11 protein-coding genes are annotated in these 15616 nt (G+C 74.6%); 3 read left to right on the forward strand and 8 right to left on the reverse strand.

Features of this window, described 5'->3' with window-relative positions:
• Window positions 1-169 precede the first annotated feature (169 nt).
• From Q3W68_RS22510 to Q3W68_RS22535, 6 genes are all read right to left on the reverse strand, one after another.
• The gene (locus Q3W68_RS22510) at window positions 170-577 is read right to left on the reverse strand and encodes a four-helix bundle copper-binding protein (RefSeq protein ID WP_302907331.1); all 408 of its coding nucleotides are present in this window, start codon (window positions 575-577) and stop codon (window positions 170-172) included.
• A gap of 85 nt (window positions 578-662) precedes the next feature.
• The gene (locus Q3W68_RS22515; RefSeq protein ID WP_302907332.1) at window positions 663-1058 is read right to left on the reverse strand and encodes a DUF4190 domain-containing protein; all 396 of its coding nucleotides are present in this window, start codon (window positions 1056-1058) and stop codon (window positions 663-665) included.
• Between the two features lie 297 nt (window positions 1059-1355).
• A complete protein-coding gene (locus Q3W68_RS22520) occupies window positions 1356-3392 on the reverse strand; it encodes a BTAD domain-containing putative transcriptional regulator (RefSeq protein WP_302907333.1) in 2037 nt (678 codons plus the stop codon).
• Window positions 3389-5575: a BTAD domain-containing putative transcriptional regulator gene (locus Q3W68_RS22525; RefSeq protein WP_302907334.1), complete on the reverse strand. Its 2187-nt coding sequence runs from the start codon at window positions 5573-5575 to the stop codon at window positions 3389-3391. The genes Q3W68_RS22520 and Q3W68_RS22525 overlap by 4 nt, the downstream gene beginning before the upstream one ends.
• A gap of 288 nt (window positions 5576-5863) precedes the next feature.
• On the reverse strand, window positions 5864-7093 hold the full coding sequence (locus Q3W68_RS22530; RefSeq protein WP_302907335.1) for a cellulose binding domain-containing protein: 1230 nt from the start codon (window positions 7091-7093) through the stop codon (window positions 5864-5866).
• A gap of 148 nt (window positions 7094-7241) precedes the next feature.
• Window positions 7242-9239, reverse strand: coding sequence for an acyl-CoA dehydrogenase (locus tag Q3W68_RS22535; protein WP_302907336.1), 1998 nt, complete (start codon window positions 9237-9239; stop codon window positions 7242-7244).
• A 167-nt stretch (window positions 9240-9406) separates the two neighbouring features.
• Here Q3W68_RS22535 and Q3W68_RS22540 point away from each other — a divergent pair, with 167 nt between their 5' ends.
• From Q3W68_RS22540 to Q3W68_RS22550, 3 genes are read left to right on the forward strand one after another with little or no spacing between them, the layout of a single operon-like run.
• A complete protein-coding gene (locus Q3W68_RS22540; protein WP_302907337.1) occupies window positions 9407-11128 on the forward strand; it encodes an ABC transporter ATP-binding protein in 1722 nt (573 codons plus the stop codon).
• The gene (locus tag Q3W68_RS22545) at window positions 11125-12933 is read left to right on the forward strand and encodes an ABC transporter ATP-binding protein (RefSeq protein ID WP_302907338.1); all 1809 of its coding nucleotides are present in this window, start codon (window positions 11125-11127) and stop codon (window positions 12931-12933) included. Before Q3W68_RS22540 ends, Q3W68_RS22545 begins: the two co-directional genes overlap by 4 nt.
• 34 nt (window positions 12934-12967) lie before the next feature.
• Window positions 12968-14491, forward strand: coding sequence for a methyltransferase domain-containing protein (locus tag Q3W68_RS22550; protein WP_302907339.1), 1524 nt, complete (start codon window positions 12968-12970; stop codon window positions 14489-14491).
• A 63-nt stretch (window positions 14492-14554) separates the two neighbouring features.
• Here the strand turns inward: Q3W68_RS22550 and Q3W68_RS22555 are convergent, their stop codons facing one another.
• Complete coding sequence (locus Q3W68_RS22555; RefSeq protein WP_302907340.1) at window positions 14555-15247, reverse strand: LysE family translocator; 693 nt, start codon at window positions 15245-15247, stop codon at window positions 14555-14557.
• Complete coding sequence (locus Q3W68_RS22560; RefSeq protein ID WP_302907341.1) at window positions 15240-15614, reverse strand: hypothetical protein; 375 nt, start codon at window positions 15612-15614, stop codon at window positions 15240-15242. Before Q3W68_RS22560 ends, Q3W68_RS22555 begins: the two co-directional genes overlap by 8 nt.
• Window positions 15615-15616: the final 2 nt, after the last annotated feature.

Below are 15616 nucleotides of genomic sequence, written 5' to 3' on the forward strand. Positions count from 1 at the left end.
TCCGGACCAAGGGCCGTGCTTCTAGGGCAGTCGCTGGAGACGAGCGTCTGCCGGAATCCGGACGGAGCCGCCGCCGGTTGGGCACGGGGAGGGCCAGACAGGACGCCGAGCGGTGATGTTGCGCCTGAGGTCGTCGGCACCCTCCCCGTGCCGGCGGCCCGTGCCGTCCTCAGCTGATCGTTGCCAGCAGGTCCCGGCAGGCCTGCTCACAGGCGCGGCATGCGTCCGCGCAGATCCGGCAATGCTCGTGCTTGTCGGCGTGCGCCGCGCACTCGTCGCCGCACGATCGGCAGGCCGTCGCGCACGCCTCCAGCAGCGTGCGGCTGATGGTGGCGTCGTAGCCGGTGTGCCGGGACAGCACCCGGGCGGTTGTGGCGCAGATGTCGGCGCAGTCCAGGTTCGTCCGGATGCACTTCGTCAGCTCGGCGACCATGTCCTCGCTGAGGCAGGCGTCCGCGCAGGCGGTGCAGGCCTGGGCGCAGTCGTTGAGGGCATCGACCGCCGCTGCCAGCTTCGCCCGATCCAGGTTGATCGACTTCGGGTACGTCTCCAGCATGGGCCTGGTGGTGCTCGGCATCGAACACTCCTCTCTCGTCGGTTTCCGTAGCCGCTGGGAGTGCCGTCCGTGCTGCCCGGCGAGGTGGTGGGCGAGGGCGGGACACCTAACGGTCGAGTCGTTCGCGCAGGTCGTCGACCTGCTGCTGGAGCCGGTCCACCGCGCCCTCGTTGTTGAGGAACGTCGTGAGGCCCGCGCCGAGCGCTAGCCCGACCAGCAGGGCGATCACACTGAGCACCAGCCCGCCGATCGCCACACCACGACCGGTCACCCCTGGTCGCGCGGCCATCTTGAGCCCGACGACGCCCAGGATGATGCCGACGATGGCCAGCACCACGCCGATCCAGGCGAGGATGGCGGTGAGCACGCTGAACAGCGCGGCCACGCCGAACACGAGCGCGAAGGCGGCGGCCGCGCTGGTCTTGGCCGCCCCGCCGGTTCGGGTCCGGCCGGCACGGGTCGGAACGCCGGCCCCGGGGGCCGGCTCGCTGGACGCGGTCATGGGCACTCCCTTCGGTACGCCGTGAGGCGTACGCTGCGTGCCGCCGCTTCCCCCGTCACCGGCGACTCATGCCTGCCCTTTCGCGGTCCGCCCGCCGATCTCGGGCAGATGTTGCGGCAGCGCCGCCGAGGCCGGGTCGGCGAACACGCCGTTCGGCAGGGTGTGATCCACGGCTGTCCGGTGGGCGCGGACCCTGCGCCAGTCGCGGCGTCTCGGCTCGTGCACCGCGGCGACCGGCGCTGTCCGGCATCCGCATCAGCCGGCCTCCGGTGTCACTGCCGTCCCGGCGTCGAGGCGCTACCGGTCCGGGCCGTCGAGGAGAGCGGCGAGCGTCGCCCGCGCCGCCTGCGGCAGGCGGTGGCTCGCCAGGGCGCGGCGCAGCAGCTCCCGCGCCGGCTCCGGGGCCTGCCGGGACAGCTCCGCGCCGTGTGCGACCAGCCAGCCCACCAGCCACTCGTCCACCTCGGGCGGCCCGGCGAGCAGGTGTTCGGCGACCCGGGCGGCGGGGCCCCCGTTGTCCGCGAGCGCCTGCGCCGCGTGCCGGTGCAGCGTCGGCCGCAGCGCGGCGGGGATGCCGGCGGCGAGCGCCCGCCGCAGCACCGGCTGCCGGAACGCCAGTTCGCTGCCCGCGTCCACGAGGACGTCGGCGGCGACCGCCTCCTCCAGGTCGGCCATCAGGTCGAACGGCGTGCGCCCGGTGACGGCCGCGACCTCGGCGACGGCGAACGCGTCGCCGAGCAGCGCGGCGTAGCGCAGCGCCTCCCGTGCGCCGGAGGAGAGGTGGTCGAGGCTGGCCCGCACGGTGTCCAGGAGCGACCGCGGCATCTCGTCGGCCCGCGCGTTGACCTCGGCGAGCCCGTCGACCACCCGTACCCCGTCCTCGGCCACGAGGCCGGTGACCAGTTCCCGGGCGTACAGCGGGTTGCCGGCGGCCAGCGGCGCCAGCGACCGCAGCGTGGCGCCGGGCGGCACGCCCACGGTCCGGCCGAAGATCTGCTCGATGTCCGACGGGGGCAGGGGAGTGAGCCGGATCAGGTGCCCGTCCCGGGTGCCCACCCCGCGCCGCAGCCGGGCCAGGTCGCGGCGGCCGGGCTCGGGCCGGGCGGTCGCGACGAGCAGCAGCGGCAGCCACCGGGTGAGCGCCGCCAGCCGCTCCCAGGCCAGCAGACTCGCCTCGTCGGCCCACTGGAGATGGTCGACGGCCAGCACCAGCGGGCCCTCGGCGGTCAGCCGGCGGACGTGGCCGAGCACCCGGTCGACGGCCCTCGCCGGGTCGTCGTGCGGCGCGTCCTCCAGGTGCAGCGCCCGGCGCATCACGTGTAGCGGGATCCGGCTGCTGAGTTCCTCGGCGCTGCCGCGCGCGACCCGGTGGCCCAGCGCCCGCGCCTCGTGCAGCGCCGCGTCGAGCAGCGCCGACTTGCCGATGCCCGGCTCGCCCTCGATCCACACGATCGCGCTGCGGCCCTCGCCCAGCGCGTCCAGCAGGCCGCGCAGCAGCGCCAGTTCGCCGTCGCGTCCGACCAGGCGACCCCGCCGCGGTACGTCCGGCGCGACCACCGCCGCCGGCGTCACGGGTACGGCCGGTGCGGGCGGGGCCGGTTCGGCGAGGATCCGGCTCTGCAGCTCGCGCAGGGCCGGGCCGGGCTCGACGCCGAGTTCGCCCACCAGCACCCGGCGCGCCGCGTGGAAGACGTCGAGCGCCTCGGCGCCCCGGCCGGCCCGGTGCAGCGCGCACATCAGCAGCTCGTGGAACGGCTCGTGCAGCGGGTGGTCGCGGACCAGGGCGGCCAGGTCGGCGATCAGCGCGTCGTCGCCGCCGCCGGTCAGGACCAGCCGGGCCCGCCGCTCCGCCGCGGCGATCCGCAGCTCGGTCAGGCGGTGCCGGTCGAGGTCGGCGAAGAGTCCGGTGACGTTCGCGTACGCCTCGCCCTGCCAGAGCGCGAGCGCCTCGTCGAGCAGGGCGACGGCCTGCCCGGGCCGTCCGGCGGCAGCCGGCGCCACCGCCGCCTCGCACAGCGCCTCGAACCGGTCGGCGTCCAGCGCGCCCGGTTCGAGGCGCAGCGTGTATCCGGCCCGGCCGGAACGCAGCATCCCCCCGGCCGGGCCCAGGCTGCGCCGCAGCCCGGAGACGTAGGTGTAGATGTTGCCCGCCGCGGTGCTCGGCGCCGACTCGCCCCACAGTGCCCGGATCAGCTCGGCGCGGGTGACCGGGCGGTTGGCGTTCGCGGCCAGCATCGCGAACAGGGCCCGCCGCCGGGCCGGCCCGAGGTCGATCTCGACCTGGCCGTTCCAGGCGCGTACCGGCCCCAGAACGGTGACGCGCAGTTTCCTCACCGGTGCCCGACGACCGCCGGTCCGACGCTCGGGGACGGCCCGTCCACGCCGGCGATCCGGCTCATCTCGGCGCGCGTCGCGGCGTCCCCGGTGTGCGCCGACACCCAGTTCGCCTCGGCCTCGGCGGGCAGCCCGCAGCGGTGCAGCACCCGGGCCAGTTCCGCGGTGAGCAGCTCGCGGGACGACGGGGAGAGGCCGGGCGCGGCGACGGCGTGCCGCAGCACCGCGATCGCGGGCGCGGGGGCGACGGCGCCCAGTTGCGCGGCGTGCGTGGTCAGCCAGTCCTGCACCCAGGCGTCGACCGGCACCGGCCCGGCCAGCAACTGGCCCGCGACCCGGCCCAGGTCGCCGCCGGCTTCGGCGAGCCGTTGGGCGAACTGCCTGTGCATCAGCACCCGCAGCGCGGTCGGGATCGCGCCGCGCAGGACCCGGCGGAGGACCGGATGCCGGAACCGCAGGCGGCGCCCGTCCTCCACGAGGAACCCGGCGGCCAGCGCCTCCTCCACTGCGGGCACGAGTTGCGGCGCCGACTTGCCGGTGACCGCGGCCAGGTCGGCGACCAGGTAGTTGTTGCCGAGGAACGCGATCGCCCGCAGCAGTTGGCGGGTGTCGTCGGCGAGCGGTTGCAGGTGCCGGGAGACCGCGTCGGTCAGTTCGGGGCCGGGCGTGTCGGCGGTCCGGCCGTCGTGGTCGGCGAGCACGAGATGCCGCAGGTAGTACGGGTTCCCGGCGGCCGCCGCGACGAACGAGCGGGTGGTGCCGGCGCCCGGACCGGGCGGGCGGGACCAGTCGCGTACGAGCGCGGTCGCGGTGTCGTCGTCCAGTGGGCCGAGCTCGACGAGCGTGGTGCCGTCGCGGGGCAGCACCCGGCGCAGGAGCCTCACCTCGTATCCGGCCGGGACCGGGCGGGCGGCGGACACGAGCAGCAGCGGCAGCCGCGTGGTGAGCTTGTGCAGCGCGTGCCACACCAGCAGCGACATGTCGTCGGCCCACTGGAGGTCGTCCAGGACCAGCAGCAGCGGCCGTTCGGCGCACCGCGCCACCACGAACCGCTGGACCGTGTCGATCACGGTCAGGGTCGGTGGCGCTCCACCCGAGCAGGCGTGCAGCGAGGCGGGCAGGCCGTCCGCGTCGTTGCCGAGGGAGAGGCACTCCAGCACGATGCTCAACGGCATCCGGTACGCCAGCTCGTCGCCGACGGCCCACCCGACCTGGACGCCGAGCGGTGCCGCGCCGCTGAGTCCTTCGGCCAGCAGCGCTGACTTCCCGATGCCGGCCTCGCCGCTGATCCAGACGCTGCCACCGCGCCCGTCGGCCAGGCCGGTGACCGCCGACCGCAGCCGGGCCAGCGCCGCGGAACGGCCCCGGAAGCCGGGGTGCCGCTGCGGGACCGGGCCACGCGCCGGGGCCGGGCTGCCGGCCGACAGCTGGTCGTGGATCTGCCGGACGGCGGCGGCGGGTTCGGTGCCCGACTCCTCGACCAGCCGGTCCCGTAGCGTGGCGTAGAGCGCGAGCGCCTCGGCGGTACGGCCCTGCGCGGCGAGCGCCCGCATCGCCACCGCGTACAGGCTCTCCCGGGCCGGGTGGCGGTCGACGAGCGCGAGCAGGCGGTCGACGACCTCGGCGCCGCGTCCGAGGCCCAGCATCAGCTCGGCCTGCCGTTCGACTGTGGTCAGGTACAGCTCGCCCAGCCGGATCCGGTGGCCGGCGGCGCGCGGTCCCGGTACGCCGACGAGCGCCTCGTCGCCCCGCCACTGCGCGAGCGCGGCGTCCAGGGCGGCCAGTTCCCCAACCGTGTCGCCGGTGGCGCGGGGCGCGCGGCTGCGTTCGCGGAACCGCTCGAAGCGGTGCACGTCGACGGCGTCGGCGTCGAGGTGCAGTCGGTAGCTGCCGCCCTCGGAGGTGAGCACCCGGCCGGAGGACCACCTGTCACGGTCCGGTTCGAGCATCCGGCGCAGGGCGGAGACGTACGTGTAGAGGTTGCCGGTCGCGCTGGCCGGCGGGTGGTCACCCCAGACGGCGGTGATCAGCTCGTCCCGGGACAGGCCCCGCTCCGGGGTGAGCGCCAGCGCGCTGAAGACGGCCCGGCGCTGTGCCGACCGAAGTGGCAGTTCCCGCCCGGCGTACGTGATCCGGAGATTGCCCAGCAAGCGGATGTCGAAGCCACTGCACTGTGCCGTCATGCCGTCCTCGTGGTGACCGGATACCTGCCTCGGTGACAACCGTTCGGCGGAACCCTAGCCCAACCATCAATCATGTCAACTTCGTGTGGATGACGGAAAGGCTTACGGCGCAGGACTTCACGGTGCATGCGACGCTCGGCGCGGCCCGCTGCCGGTCGCGCTAGCAGGCAGTCTTCCCGGGCTCGGCCCGGGCCGTCCACGACGGACCGGCAGGCGGCCGGGGGTGGCGGCGAGACGATACTCACCTCGCCGGGGGCCGGCGTCCGGCGCCGGCCCCCGGGAGGCGGTTCAGATCCCGGCGCAGGTGGCGGTGGCGCCGCCGCCGGTTCCGGTGCCCTGGAATCCGAAGGTGGTGGTCTGCCCCGCGCCGAGCCGTCCGTTGTAGCTCTGGTTGGCCACCGTGACGGTGCCGCTGGTGCCGCTGGGCACGCCGTTCCACAGTGAGCTGACCGCGGCGCCGCCCGGCAGCGCGAGCGTCACGCGCCAGCCGGTCAGCGCGGTGCTCCCGGCGGCGACTGTCACGTTGGCGACGAAGCCACCGTTCCACTGGTCCTGGACGGCGTATACGGCGGTGCAGGAGGCCCCGCCCGGCGGGGGCGTGGTCGGCGGCGGCGTCGTGGGCGGCGGCGTGGTGGGTGGCGGGGTCGTGGGCGGGGGAGTGGTGGGCGGCGGGCCGTCCAGCGTCAGGTTCTTCTGCTGGACGCTCCACTGGCTGCGGCACAGGCCGCAGTCCGGGCCGACGAAGTTGGCGCCGGCGCTGATGTCGCCCTTCAGGCGCCACTTGAGGTAGAGCACCGCGACGCGGCCGAACTCGCCGCCGTCGGGCTGGTCGTACGTGCCGCCGTGGCCGACGTTCAGGTTGCCCATGAAGGCGGGCAACCCGGCCGGCAGCTTGCCCCAGTCGTCCATCGCGTTCGGGTATGCGATGTCGCTGGGGCCGCCGATGAAGTACGCGATCGGTCTGGTCAGTCTCCGTAGCTGGTAGTCGTCGGCGTCGTTCAGCAGGCCGCTGCTGAAGATGCCGGTGGTGGTGACGCGCGGGTCGTTCGAGACCGCGTACGCCTCCAGGCCACCGCAGGAGAACCCGGCCACGGCGATCTTCGTGGTGTCGATCCGGTTGTAGTACTTGCCGCCCGACCGGGAGTTCTCGGCCACCGCCCAGTCGATGGACTGGGTGAGCATCTGGGAGTTCGTGGAGCCGGAGCCGTTCGGTGCGCCGTTGGCGATGGCGAGGAAGCCGTGGGAGGCGATCTCGCGGAGGAAGTTGCCCTGCGACAGGCCGTTCGCCGAACAGGCGCCGTTGCCCCAGACCAGGACGGGAAGGCGCTCGGACGGGAGCGTCTGGGGCCGGAAGATGGTGTGGTTGGGCAGGCTCGACGAGGTCTCGTAGTCGGCCGGGTAGGGCCCCGACCCGCCGATCGCGGCGCCCGCCGGTGCCGCGCCGAGCGCCACTACCACGGAGGCGAGCGGGACGAAGGCGGCCGCCAGCCCGGCGTAGATCTTCGATCTTCTTCTCATGCGCCCTCCAGGGGACGTCGTGACGGCGCTCCCTGGATGGTGGTGGTGGCGGTGTGTCGGCCACGTCGGCGTGGCGCCGCCGCGATGCGTCCCAGCGGAGGGACCGGCGGGAGCTTTGCAGTTACTGTCACCGCCGTAACGAAATGTGTCAATGCGAGCCGGCGGCGGCGTCCTGCCGGTCGGCGGCGTCCTGGGCGGCCATCTCGTCCTGCCGGGCGGGCTCCTCGCGCAGGATCGCGGCGTGCAGCCACGCATCAGGGATGGCGAAACCGTCCACGAGCGTGCGCATGTACGGGCGCAGCTCCTTGAGCAGCCCGTTCACCACCCCGGTGATCGCCTTCGACCGGGCTGGGGTGAGCCGTCCGTGCTCCAGCAGCCAGCCCTTGTTCGCCTCGATGACGCTCAGCGCGTACAGGTCGCAGACCCGCGACAGCAGCTCCTTGACCGCCGGGTCGGCGGCGGCGTCGATACCGGCTACGAACGCCTCCAGCGTGACGCGGTCGACGTGCGCGGCGGCGACTGCGAGGACGTGGTCCTGGACGTCGTTGAAGATGTCGAACGGGCGGTCCTTCTTGCTGGACGCGCCGCCGCGCAGGCGGCGGACCGCGCTGTCCAGCAGGTGCTCCTCCCGGTCCTCGAACACCTTGAGCTGCCAGCCCCGGTCGGTCACGGCGACCTCGTCGTCCCGGCCGGGCACGGTGCCGACCAGCCGCGCGATGAGCGCCCGGGCGGCGGTGCGCTCCAGCACCATCTCGCGTACCTGTTCCGCGACGAACGAGGCGCGCCCCCAGCCGTCCAGCGAGCCGAACTCGTCCCGGTAGCCGGTCAGCAGCCCCTTGGCGACGAGCTGGAGCAGGACCGTGTTGTCGCCCTCGAACGTGGTGAACACGTCGGTGTCGGCCTTGAGGCTGGGCAGCCGGTTCTCCGACAGGTAACCGGCGCCGCCGCACGCCTCCCGGCACGCCTGGATGGTGCGGGTCGCGTGCCAGGTCTGCGCCGCCTTGAGCCCGGCGGCCCGGGACTCCAGTTCCCGCTGCCGGTGCTCGTCGACCGGCCCGTCGCCGCCCTGGATCTCGTCGAGCGCGGCGACCAGCTCGGTCTGGGCGAAGTGCAGCGCGTACGTGGTGGCCAGCGCGGGCAGCAGCTTGCGCTGGTGGGCCAGGTAGTCGTTGAGCAGCACCTCGCGGTCGCCCTCGGCGTCGCTGAACTGGCGGCGGATGTCGCCGTACCGCACCGCGATGGCGAGCGCCGCCTTGGCGGCCGCCGAGGCGGCGCCGCCCACGCTGACCCGGCCCCGCACCAGCGTGCCGAGCATGGTGAAGAAGCGGCGGGAGTCGTTCTCGATCGGGCTGGAGTACGTCCCGTCCTCGGCCACCTGGGCGTACCGGTCCAGCAGCATGTCCCGCGGCACCCGTACGTGGTCGAAGCTGAGCCGCCCGTTGTCCACGCCGAGCAGGCCGGCCTTGGGTCCGGCGTCGCCGATCGTCACGCCGGGCATCGGGTTGCCGTGCTCGTCGCGGATCGGCACCAGCCACGCGTGCACCCCGTGGCGACGCCCGCCGCTGATGAGCTGGGCGAAGACCACAGCCATCCGCCCGTCCCGGGCCGCGTTGCCGATGTAGTCCTTGCGCGCCGCCTCGTGCGGCGTGTGCAGGTCGAAGGTCTGCGTCCGCGGGTCGTACACGCAGGTGGTGCGCAGCTGCTGCACGTCCGAGCCGTGGCCGGTCTCGGTCATCGCGAAGCAGCCGAAGATCCGTCCCTCGACGATGTCCCGGAGATAGGCGTCGTGGTGCCGCTTCGTGCCGAGGGCGGCGACCGCCCCGCCGAACAGGCCCCACTGCACGCCGGCCTTCACCATGAGTGACAGGTCGACCTGCGCCAGCATCTCGGTGGCGACGATCGAGGCGCCCACGTCGGACCGGCCGCCGTACTCGGCCGGGAAGCCCGCGGCGATGCCCAGCTCCACCGGTAGTTCGCCGAGCAGCCGGGTGATCCGCTCGCGCGCCTGGTCGCCGGTCTCGCCGTAGACCGGGAGGAAGCGCTCGTCGAGGTGTTTGCGGTGAGCCTGACGGACCTCGGCCCACGGTCCGTCGAGCGTCTCCTGAAGGCGGGCGATGTCGATGCGGCCGGACGCGTGATCGAGCATGGTCGCTCCTCGGGGCAGCGGACATATGGGTGCACTCTCGGCCTGATCAACATTACCGGCGGTTACCGTGCCCCGCTGGCGGAGACCGTGGTGAGCCGTGCCACCCGATTCGCCCGTCGAGGCTGAGGTTAGGCTGTCCTCACTTCGATCACTGGAGGCATCCCCTCGTGTCCCCGCTCCCCGCCGGCAGCGCCGTCACGGCCCGGTACGTGCTGCGTCAGGCGTTGCGCCGCCAGCGACGGCCGGTGCTGATCGGCGTGACGCTGCTCGGCCTGCACCAGGTCGCCGAGGCGCTCGTGCCGGTGGCGATCGGCCTCGTCATCGACCGCGCCGTGGTCACCGGCGACCCGTGGGCGCTGGCCTACTCGGTCGCCGGCCTCGCGGCCCTGTTCGCCGTGCTCGCGTTCGCCTACCGCAACGGCGCCCGCCAGGCGTTCGCCGCGGTGGAGCGGGAGGCGCACCTGCTGCGGGTGGAGATCGCCGAGCGCGCGCTCGACCCGCGCGGGCACCGCTCCGGCCTGCGCGACGGTGAACTGCTCTCGGTCGCCGCCTCCGACGCCGAGCTCTCCGCGCTCGTGGTGCGGGTGGCCGGCTTCGGCGTGGCCGCGGTGACCGCGCTCACCGTCGCGGCGACCGCGCTGCTGGTCATCGACGTCCCCCTCGGGCTCGGCGTGCTCGTCGGCGTGCCGGTGCTGGTCCTGGTGCTGCAACGGATGGCCCCGCTGCTGTCCCGGCGCAGCACCTCCCAGCAGGAGGCTCTCGCGGAGACCACGGCGCTCGCCGTGGACCTCGTCTCCGGCCTGCGCGTGCTGCGCGGCATCGGCGCCCAGCACCACGCCGCCGGCCGGTACGCCGCCGCCAGCCGCAACGCCCTCGCGGTCACGCTGCGCGCCACCAACACCAAGGGGCTGCACCTCGGGCTCACCACCGCCGCCAACGGCCTGTTCCTCGCGGCGGTCGCCGGGGTGGCCGGCTGGCTCGCCCTGCGCGGCCGGCTCACCATCGGCGAGCTGGTGACAGTGGTCGGGCTCGCGCAGTTCGTCGCCGAGCCGGTGCAGACCATGGGCTGGTGCGTGCAGCTGTTCGCGATGGCCCGCGCCTCCGCCGCCCGGGTGGCGCGCGTGCTCGGCGCCGAGCCGCTGACCCGCCCCGGCGACGCGCCGGCCCCGGCACAACCCTACGGGCCGCGGCTCGCCCTCGACGACGTCGGGCACGCCGGACTGGACGGGGTGAACCTGCGCGTCGGCCCCGGCGAGGTGGTCGGTGTGCTCGCGTACGACCCGGCCGACGCCGAGGCGCTGGTCGCGCTGCTGTCCGGGCGGGTCCCGCCGGATGCGCGCCGGGGCGCCGTGCGTGTCGACGGCGTACCCGCCGACGAGCTGCACGTCGACGCGCTGCGCGGCACCGTGCTGGTCGAGCCGCACGACGTGACGCTGTTCGAGGGCACGGTGGCGGCCAACCTCGCCGCAGGCACCCGTACCGACCCGGCGCGGCTGCACGCCGCCGTCCGCGCGGCCGCCGCCGAGGACGTGGTGGACGCCCACCCCGACGGCCTCGACCACCGCCTCGTCGAGCGGGGCGCGAACCTCTCCGGTGGGCAGCGCCAGCGGCTCGGGCTGGCGCGGGCCCTGCACGCCGACCCGCCCGTGCTGGTGCTGCACGATCCCACCACCGCCGTCGACGCGGCCACCGAGGCGCAGCTCGCCGACGGACTGGCCGAAGCGCGCCGGGTGGCGCCCCGGGGCACCCTGCTGATCACCAGCAGCCCGGCCCTGCTGCGGATCACCGACCGGGTGGTGGTGATCGCCGACGGCCGGGTGGCCGCCGAGGGACCGCACGAACACCTGCTGGCCTCCGACGCCCGCTACCGCGAGGAGACACTGCGGTGACCGCTGACCCGCGTACCCCCGGTCGGACGTTGCTCCCGGTCGCGTCCGCCCGGCAGACCTGGGCCACGCTCGGGGCCCAGTTCCGCGACCGGCCCGGCCTCGGCGCCGCCGCCGCGACGGTGCTCGTCGCGGCCGCCGCGGGTGGCCTGGTCGCGCCCTTCGTGCTCGGCCGCCTGGTCGACGACGTCATCGCCGACGCCCCGGTCTCCCGGATCGCCGGCCGGGTGGCGGTGATCGCCGCCGCCGCCGTGCTCACCGGCCTGCTCACCGCGCTCGGCGCCGCGCTCGCGTCCCGGCTCGGCGAGACGGTGCTGGCCCGGCTGCGCGAGCGCGTCCTCGACCGGGCGCTGCACCTGCCGTCGGCGACGCTGGAGCGGGCCGGCACCGGCGACCTGCTGGCCCGCGTCGGCGACGACGTGGCGGTGGTGACGAACGTGATCGCGGTGAGCGGCCCCGCGTTCGTCGGCGCGCTGCTGTCGGTCGTGCTCACCGTGTTCGGGCTGGTCGCGCTGGACTGGCGGCTCGGCCTCGCCGGGCTGGTGGCAGCGCCCGCGTACGCGCTCGCGCTGCGCTGGTACCTGCGCCGCTCGGCGCCCTACTACGCCCGTGAGCGGGTCGCCACCGGCGAGCGGACGCAGGCGATGGCCGGCGCGCTGCGCGGCGCGGCGACGGTGCGCGCGTACCGGACCGAGGACGCGCACGTGGCAGCCATCGCCGAGCGCTCGGGCGTGGCGCGCGACCTGTCGCTGGAGATCTTCAACCTGCACACCCGCTTCGGGCTGCGGATCAACAGGTCGGAGTTCCTCGGCCTGGCCGCGGTGCTCGTGGCCGGGTTCTTCCTGGTCCGCGACGACCTGGTCACGGTCGGCGCGGCGACCACCGCCGCGCTCTACTTCCACCGCCTGTTCAACCCGATCGGCCTGCTGCTGCTGGAGTCCGACTCGGTGTTGCAGGCCGGCGCGAGCCTCGCCCGCCTGGTCGGCGTGGCGAACCTGCCCGACACCGCACCGCCCGCCGCGGCCGGCCCGGCCGCTGTGCCAGGCCCGGCCCCCCGGCCCTCCGGCCCGCGCGGCCCGGCCGCGCTGGACGTCACTGTGCGCCGGCACCACTACGACGACGGGCCGCTGGTGCTGGCCGACGTCGAGCTGCGCCTGGCGCCGGGGGAGCGGGTCGCGCTGGTCGGCGCCAGCGGCGCCGGCAAGAGCACGCTCGCCGGCATCGCCGCCGGGATCATCGCGCCCACCGACGGATCGGTACGCCTCGACGGCGTGCCGCTGACCGGGGCGGGCGAGGCCACCTCCCGGCGGGACGTCGCACTGGTCAGCCAGGAGGTGCACGTCTTCGCCGGGCCGCTCGCCGAGGACCTGCGCCTGGCCGCCCCGGACGCCACCGACGCCGAACTGCTCGACGCGCTGGAGCGGGTCGGCGCCACCTCCTGGCTGCGTGCCCTGCCGGACGGGCTGGCGACGCCGGTGGGCGAGGGCGGCCACCGGCTCACCGCCGCGCAGGCCCAGCAGGTCGCCCTGGCCCGGCTGGTGCTGACCGCGCCCGCCGTGGCGGTCCTGGACGAGGCGACCGCCGAGGCCGGCAGCGCCGGGGCCCGCGACCTGGACCGGGCGGCCCTCGCGGCCACGCGGGGGCGTACCACGCTGATCGTGGCGCACCGGCTCAGCCAGGCGGTCGGCGCGGACCGGATCGTCGTGCTCGACCACGGCCGGATCGTGGAGCAGGGCACGCACGAGGAGCTGCTGGCCGCCGACGGCCGGTACGGGCACCTGTGGCGTTCCTGGCGCGTCCCGGTATGATCACCGACCGCTCCACCGCCCAGGCGAGGTGCCCATGACCGACCTGCCGACCCGCTTCGTGCTGTTCCCGGGGCGGCACCACCTGCTGACCCGGTTCCAGGCCGACTACCTGCGCCGGCTCGCCGGCGACGAGGCCACGGTGGTCTGGGCGGTGACGTCGGCCAACCACGAGAACACCAGGCGCAACCCGGTCGCGTACCACAGGCGGGAGGCCGCGATCGAGCGGTTCAGCGTGCTGACCGGCCTGCGCTCGCTGGCCGTGCCGATCTTCGACACCGCGTACACCGACGCGTTCGCCGAGGTCACGCTCAAGAGCATCGCGGTGGCCACCGGGCTCGAACTCGCGCCCGCCGACACCGTGGTGGCCTGCTCCACGCCGGAGGTCGCGAAGCTGTACGAACGGCTCGGCTTCGCGATCGCGCAGGTCGAGGCCGACCCGGACCTGCGCGAGACGCCGGAACGCCCGTGGGACGTGCTGCTTCGCCTGGCCGCCGGCGACGAGACCTGGCGTACGCTCACCCACCCGGCGACGATCGACGTGTTCGAGCGCTACCGCCTCGTCGAGGCGATCCGGTCGGTCGTCAACGACCCGCTGGTGGGCGACGAGGGCGGCCTCACCGTGACCCGCGACTACCGGACGTACGTGGAGGCGTTCGCCTCGGCCGCGCAACGCAAGTGGGACTCGGTGCGCCGGTACGTGCAGCCCGGGCGCATCGTGGACATCGGCTGCGGCGCGGGCGCGGTCCTGGAGCTGGCCGACCGGGAGGTCACGCTGCGGGAGAGCGACCTGATCGGCGTGGAGGTGGCCCGCCACCTGTACCAGGAGTGCCTGCACAAGAAGGCGCAGGGCGGGTTCCGCAACGCCAACGTGTACTTCTTCCACCGCAACGTCCTCGGCGGCGCGGTGTTCAAGGACCGCTCCGTGGACACCACGCTCACCTTCGCGCTCACCCACGAGATCTGGTCGTACGGGCGGCAGCGGGAGTCGCTGCTCCAGTTCGCCCGCCGCATCCACGACCACACAGTGCCCGGCGGCGTCTGGATCAACAGCGACGTGTGCGGGCCGGACGACCCCGGCCGGCAGGTGATCCTGCGGCTGAGTGCCGACGACGGCGACAATCCCGCCTCGCCGCGCCGGGACCTGGCCGACCTCACCTCGGCCGAGGTCAGGCGGTACGTCTCGGGCCTGTCGACGCGGGCGCGGCTGGACCAGTTCGCCGTCGACTTCGCGTTCGGCTTCGCGTACGAGCCGCTCGCCGACGGCGCGGTGCGTATCGGCCTGGGCGCGGCGATGGACTACCTGACCCGCAAGGACTACACGGACAACTGGCTGTCGGAGACGAAGGAGCAGTTCTGCGGCCTGAGCTTCGCCGACTGGACGGCGCTGCTCACCGAGGCGGGCTTCGAGATCGGCCCGGCCTCGGCGCCGGTCCGCAACGACTGGGTGATCGACAACCGGATCGCGCCGGTCGCGTCGCTCACCGACCTGGACGGCCGGCCGCTGGACTGGCCGACCACCCACGTCCTCACCGTCGCCCACCGCCCGCGCAACGCCTGACACCACTGGCGCCCACCGGCCCGGCTGGATGCGGCCGGGCCCGGCGGGCGCCAGTGGTGCGGCTCAGTGGCTCAGCGCGATCCGCACCGCCAGGACGATCAGGATCAGGCCGGTCAGCCGTTCGATCACCAGCAGCACCGACGGCCGGGTCAACCAGGGCTGCAACCGGTCGATGAGCAGGATGTAGCAGGCCCACCAGAGCACGGCGAGGCCGATGAACGTCGCGGCCAGCACCGCCGTGCGGGCCGCCGCGCCGTCGCCGGGCTTGACGAACTGCGGCACGAACGAGACGTAGAAGACGACCACCTTGACGTTCAGCAGCTGACTGGTGACGCCCATGACGAAGGAGCGCCGCGCCACGTGCGGCTCATCGGCGGCCGGGGTGTCCCGGACCGGCGCGGCGTCTGTGCCGGCACCGGCCCCACCCGCACCGACCGGGACCGGCTGCGCCACCGCTGCCGCCCGGCGGGGCCGGGTGGCCCAGAGGATGGTGCCGCCCAGGTAGAGCAGGTACAGCGCGCCGGCGACGCGCAGCACCGTGTAGAGCGCCGGTGAGGAGACCAGCAGGGCGGACAGGCCGGCGGTGGCGAGCGACGCGTGCACCAGCGCGGCGGCGAACAGCCCGGCCAGCACCACGAACCCGGCCCGCCGCCCGTACCGGACGGTCTGTCGGGTGACCAGGGCGAAGTCGACGCCCGGCACGATGATGATGAGCAGGCTCGCGGCGACGAAGCTGACGATCTGGATGTCAGACACGCTGCTCCTCCCGCGCCTCGGCGTGGGCTGGGGCGGCCTCCTCGATCACCGAGACGCCGCTGTCGCGGCGCGGCCCGTGCCGGCGCCACTGCTCGCGCAGCCGGATCCGGCCGTCCGGCAGCCGCTCGGGCCGGGACTCGCACTCGCCGACCACGATGCTGCCGTCGGTGAGCACCTCCAGGTACGCGAAGCGCACCACGCCCTGCGCGTCGCAGGTGCCGGCGAGCCGGCCGTGCCGTACCGGGCCGCCGGAGATCTCCGCCCAGACCAGGTCGCCGCGCTGGTGGTAGTGCCCCCGCAGGGGGTCGGCGTCACCGGCGTGGTCGACGGAGACGAAGATCCGGTCGTCGTAGTCGAATGACGTCATCG

It is taken from the genome of Micromonospora sp. C28ISP2-4, assembly GCF_030519385.1.
GTDB lineage: Bacteria > Actinomycetota > Actinomycetes > Mycobacteriales > Micromonosporaceae > Micromonospora > Micromonospora tulbaghiae.